Genomic DNA, 4,524 nt, shown 5'->3' with positions numbered 1-4,524 from the left:
CGGTTACCACGGACGTAGCGGTGACGGCTGCCTATAAATTGGATGATAAAACGCGCCTGGGCATAGGAATCTCTGCGAGGGCCGGATGGGGTAAAAGCTGGAAGGAGATACGGCTATCTGCGGAAGGCATTGGGTTTAGAACGAGCGCGGAATGGAAAGCGCCTGATCTGTTCAAGACCGGTAGCCGTTTTATGGCCAGCCTGTGGTTCACTGCGGGAGCGGAGTTGAACTATAACCGGACGATTGAAAGCCTTGCCGTATTTAAGAACTACAGCAACTGGAGCAAAAGCGCTCTTGCCGGGCTAACAAAGAAGTACAGCATGAACTCGCCACTGAAGAAGGGAAAGCAGGTACAGGGGACAGCGAGCTTTTTATATGACTTTATAAATCGTAAAAACATACCCCATACACCTGCTTTGGTGTGGAGAGTGGGGTGGGGATTTTAATGTGAATTAGAGATAAAAAATCATATATAAAAGACTTAATAAGGATCAAAAGAGGATTTTGAAATAAGTCCAACAAATAATGAACGCATAAATTCTGGTTCTGTTTGAAAAGGAGATGATCAAAAACTATTTGGTAGTTGGTTTAACTTAATAAATAACTTATGAATAAAAGAAAATTTTGGGCTATTTCGGCAATTTGCCTACTGCTTTTTAGCATTGTAAAATCGCAATCATTATCATCTGATTTAACTGGCAAAGTAACAGTCACTCCACCTTCTGCGGCAGCATTTACTCAATATGGAAAATGCCCGGTCAGCTTGTTTACAGGTATACCTGATATTAAAGTGCCGCTATATAATATAAAAGTCGATAATGTTGAAGTCCCGGTATATTTATCTTACTATGCACGAGGAATTCAGCCTAACAATCATGCGGGTTGGGTTGGAACAGGTTGGAATTTGTTTGCAGGATCTGCTATTACAAGAAAGGTGAACAGTGCACCGGATGAATCTGTATGTTCCGGATCAGGAATACTGAACACACTTAGTGGACAATCCAAAAACTATCACGATGGAGATCAGTTAGGTTGGTATTGGAAATACAGCAAGTTAAACAGAACAGATTGGGCAACTGAAGCCGCTTTGAATTCATATGTACCATTATTTCCTTTTCAGGGATCTGTAGCTCCTATTGTAGAAGATTCTGCCCCTGATGAATTTAACTTCAATATTAATGGTATTAGCGGTGCCTTCTTTTTAGGAGAAGACGGGCTTTGGAAAATACGATCAAATGCTGGAGAAAATATAAAAATAAAAGAGGCGACAGTTGGAAGTTACCAGTTTAATGAACCCAATTGCTCCACAAATAATGTCTCATCAACTTTTACAAAATTTATATTACTTACATCTGATGGAACACAATATATATTTGGCAATACTACATCATCAATTGAGTTCAACAAAACAGGCCCGAGGTATGATCGTGATATCAATAATTTGGCAATATCCTGGCAATTAACAAAAATCGTTTTGCCTTCCGGAAAAATCATACAATTCTTTTATTCCAGGCGTGGGGTACAATACACCTATAATCCGAGCTCCCATGTAGGAGTTAATACTGTAACGGTTTCAACTACCCCAGCAAGCAGCTTTCCGTTTTTAGATTTATCTGGCACAGATGGATATGCATATACTGCAGAGCAGTATATGACGGATTTTAATGTCAATATTGTAGACCCAGTATTTTTAGATTATATTGAATTTCCTCAGGGAAAACTTGTATTTAATTCTATTGCTTCTGGTGAAACTGATTTGCTGGAATCTCCCTATTCCAGCACATTAACGGTCAATAACTCAAGTACTTCAGCGCAAACGAATCCTGGGAGCATAGCAGTGTACGGCATTGTTAATAGCTATTATAATCAGATAGTTCCTTCCGGTACAGGACTTGTTAACGGCAGGTTTCCCTCAAATTGGATAAAACTGCAGAGCATAGAATTGTATGATGCAGATCAAAACAAGCTAAAAACGGTCTCTTTCACTTATACGAGTGATGCAAACACCCGTTTGTTTTTGAATAGTGTTAAAACTACCGGATATTATGGTAATAGCAATGGCGTTGAAATGCCTCCATATGTTTTTACATATAATACTACTCAATTACCTCCATATTGTTCCAGGCAGATCGATCATTGGGGTTATTATAATGGAACACCCTCTGTAAACCCCATTCCCGCATATAATAATACCACAGGATTTCAAACAAGTTATATGAATTTCAGGAAGCCTAACGCCTTCTACATACAAGCTGGTATATTAACCCGGATTGATTATCCAACAGGAGGATTTACTTCATTCACCTACGAAGCCAATACTTTTAAAAAACATGCGGGAAGTATTCCTCTTTCTTCTACATCTGTAACGTTATCTGCAGAAGAGGCGGGTGCCGGATTAAGGATAAAACAGATATTGTCACAGCCTGATGCTAACAGCCCTCAGGCCGCTTACCAGTATTATTATGTTAATGATCTTACAAGTAATGTATCAAGCGGAGTATTAGGCATGCCAATACCCTCAATGCTAAATTATTTCAGTTTAACTCCTTCTTTGAAATTATATTCTACAGCCGGGTATTCATCTGTAGATTATGTTACTTTTAGTAATTCTTCTTTTTCCAGCACATCAATAGTGCCTAATCACAATGATGATGGAAATATTGTGACATATAGCAAAGTTTATGAGAAACAATTATTGGACGCAAATAATGGAGTAAAAATTACTACTTTTTCTAATCATGATAATGGGTATGCGAATAATTTCCCTGATTCCTATTATTGGATTGATGTAAATAATCAAATAAAATTAGGGGAATATTCAGACAGAAGCTTTGAAAGAGGGCTGGTGCTTTCGGAGGAATATTATGATAATGCTGTAATTCCAAATTTGGTTAAGAAAATTGTCAACACCTATAATGATGACCCGGCGAGATTGAACAATTATGTCAAATCAGTTATGACCGGGCAAACAACTATCGGGGCTTCATCAACTCAACTCATTACACTGCCTCGAATATCAGCAGTGCGCAATTACATCTATTATCCTTTTTTAAAACAATCTGTAGAAACGGATTATCCTTCCGATCATAGTTCAAATATTATTACAAAAACCACAAGCTATACATATGATGCGAATAATAGGAACCTTATCAAAAAAGTAGAACTTAATAGTAAAGGAGAGCAAAACATTACGTATAGCCGGTATGCTCCTGACTTTAATGTTGGCACTGGCACAACTACTGATAATTTTGTTTTGGGAGTAAAATACCTTCAAACAAATGGCATTAGCAGTTCGCCGGTAGAAATTTATTCGCAAAAAGCAAATACCGATGGCACAAACCTGCGTACTATTGATGCAACGCTTCTGTATTATAGTAGCTTTTTCCCCATACCGTTAAAAGTAGATGCTTCAGAAAAGATTAGCCCTTTAGCAAGTTTTACCCCTGCAGCTATTAACTCAGCAATATTAACTAAAGACCCAACCTATAAGGCAAAGCATTTTGTTGATAATTTGGATTTAGCCGGTAATATTCTCCAGATGCATAAAGCAAATGACATAAACATTTCTTACGAATGGGGATATAAAAATGAATATCCTATTGTAGAAATCAAGAATGCTGAAAATTCGCTTCATGACGAAACTACAACCACTAATGCTACTCAAACAGAAAACGTTAGCTATTCTCCCCCCAACCCCAGTTATTCATTACAAACACGCAATTTTACCATTGATTATTCAGGAACAGTTACATTCAATCTTTATTTTGGCAGCCCTCCCGGAACAGGGGGCATAGGTATGGTCTCATATTATCTTACCGGGCCTCAAAATAAGGTTGGTACTTTATGCGCAACAGGTAATTGTGGATCGTATGTTAGTACTATAAGCTTTTCAAATATGCCTGCGGGTAATTATACTCTGGAACTGCAACTGGAAAATTTTACATCTCAAAATGGAATATTGTATTTTTATTATTCTTATCCAAAAATCCTGACAACAGTTACTTCTGTAGGTATCAAAGAATTTTTCTTTGAAAGCTTTGAGGAGAATACATCTTCAAGTGCCGTTGCCGGAACATCTCATTCAGGTAAAAAATACTGGAATACAAGTTATACCACCAATTTTACAAAACCCAATAGCCGCAATTATGTTATTCAATGGTGGAACCTTTCTGGTGGAAAATGGATATTTAATGAACAGCCCTTCACTACTAACGTAACTTTAACTGGTCCTATAGACGATGTGAGAATTTTTCCCAATGATGCATTGATGACGAGTTACACTTATGAGCCGTTGATAGGAATGACATCTCAAACCGATGCTGTAGGTAAAAGCATTACCTATGAATACGACAGTTTTGGCAGGTTAAAGACCATCCGCGACCAGGATAATAATGTTCTCAAGACCATGGACTATCAATACCAACAACCCAACAATCAATAAACCCTCAATAACTGCTATATGCCACGCACCATACATACACCGGTAAAACTATTGAGCTGTTTATTGATCTGTGTTCTATACAT

Annotated in this window: 1 protein-coding gene and 1 pseudogene; both read left to right on the top strand. The window is 37.8% G+C overall.

What is annotated here, in order from left to right; all coding sequences use genetic code 11:
* Positions 1-446 (top strand): annotated as a pseudogene (locus DC498_RS26305) (hypothetical protein); the annotation flags it as partial.
* 161 nt (positions 447-607) lie between these two features.
* Positions 608-4,441, top strand: a complete 3,834-nt coding sequence (locus tag DC498_RS25670; RefSeq protein ID WP_116876984.1) for an RHS repeat domain-containing protein — start codon at positions 608-610, stop codon at positions 4,439-4,441.
* The last annotated feature ends 83 nt before the right edge of the window (positions 4,442-4,524 follow it).

It is taken from the genome of Terrimonas sp., from assembly GCF_003075435.1.
Lineage (GTDB): Bacteria > Bacteroidota > Bacteroidia > Chitinophagales > Chitinophagaceae > Agriterribacter.
The sequence above is the reverse complement of the archived record's forward strand: the minus strand, read 5'-3'. Positions and strand labels throughout refer to the sequence as shown.

What these genes read in the sequence shown, in the direction of transcription:
- DC498_RS25670 (WP_116876984.1), top strand. Translation starts at nt 608, where the DNA reads ATGAATAAAAGAAAATTTTGGGCTATTTCGGCAATTTGCCTACTGCTT.